Here is a 1,361-nt window from a genome sequence, read left to right on the forward strand (position 1 = left end):
AATTGTTCAAGTCCAGATTGAGTATTTAACCAATTAGCCTGAACATCCTTTTGTAATGGTAGGGGATTTTTTTCTCCTAATAGATCTTCTAGTAAAATATAATTACATATAACCTCACATAGCCCATTGTATTTAACTTTAATTTTATTTAACTTTCCTGAAGTTACCTTTCCAAGAATTCTATTTTGTGAAAATTCAATAAAACCATTTTCTTCAATATGTGCTCTTTGAGCAGTATCTATGTCATAAATGGCTAATTTTTTAAAAAATTGAGGCATAAAAATAATCTGAAATACAAGTTTTTTGTATTATATATAATCAATATTAAGGTATTATTAAAAAACTTGAATAAAAAATAGGGATCCAGGGCGATTTCATCAAAATTTAAAACCCCACCACTTTTCTAGTATATTGAACAGAAAGAGCGGCTTTCAATCTTTTTAAAACAATCCCATCGGTATTTGTTTTTTCATCTTCAGTACAATTTTTCGCATAATGCTTAAATTTCTATCTGTATAACCACGATAAATAAGGAATGGGGACGATCCCCGTCAAATATCCTTAAAATAAAAAAATCAGGTTTAATTGTAATCCTACGCATCGTATTACTAAAACAGGCACCCCAGCTTTCTACATAGGGTTTATTCAACAAATCCTATTAATCTTATTGGTGCTTCTGTCCCATCAAGAATGAGCATAGGGACAGCCAAAATAGTGCTTCCTGTAGCCGGTAATAAATGTGCATTAGCAATATTTTCAATTAAATATTTTCCCTGTCCTAAAATAATCTGATGCACAGGATAGCTGCTTTTAGCCGTATCTGGCCCCAAGGTATCGATACCAAGACCGGCAATGTCACGCTCAATTAACAGCCGAGCCGCCTCTTTTGAAACAGAAGGAAATTGCAAATTATTCCGATATTGTGCGGACGATGTCCAATAACGTGCCCATCCAGTACGAACCAGGACAAAATCGCCAGATTTAATAGACCGATATTGTTTTTCAAAATCCAAGATATCTTGCACAGAGCACTGGTAGGTTTCATCGGCTTTTTCCGAAATATCAATCACTACACAAGGAGCAAGACATTCTTGCAGAGAAATAGCATCAATGGTCTTTCCCATGGGGTTACAATGCGCTGGTGCATCCATATGTGTACCGATACCAGCTGGCATATTAATGCTTTGAACTCTGAATTTAACTCCAGTCGTGCAATCAGCATAATCCAATAAAGTCGAATGATTAAAACCACAGGAATTATCCCAGGAGGGTGTGCTTTTTGTTAATGGGTGAGTTAAATCAACTAATTTAAATAAAAAAATCATCCTAATCCCTCATAGGGTAATATCCATGATCTGCAC

At 34.9% G+C, this 1,361-nt stretch carries 2 protein-coding genes; both read right to left on the bottom strand.

The annotated features are described in order from the left end of the window. Positions 1-278, bottom strand: a 278-nt coding sequence (locus LDG_RS19630; RefSeq protein WP_040535004.1) for a hypothetical protein, incomplete at its 3' end; no start/stop codon positions are given. 363 nt (positions 279-641) lie between these two features. After that, the gene (locus tag LDG_RS08380; protein ID WP_006870843.1) at positions 642-1,325 is read right to left on the bottom strand and encodes a cyclase family protein; all 684 of its coding nucleotides are present in this window, start codon (positions 1,323-1,325) and stop codon (positions 642-644) included. Between the last annotated feature and the right edge of the window lie 36 nt (positions 1,326-1,361).

The sequence above is a fragment of the Legionella drancourtii LLAP12 genome (assembly GCF_000162755.2).
GTDB classification, from domain to species: Bacteria; Pseudomonadota; Gammaproteobacteria; order Legionellales; family Legionellaceae; genus Legionella; species Legionella drancourtii.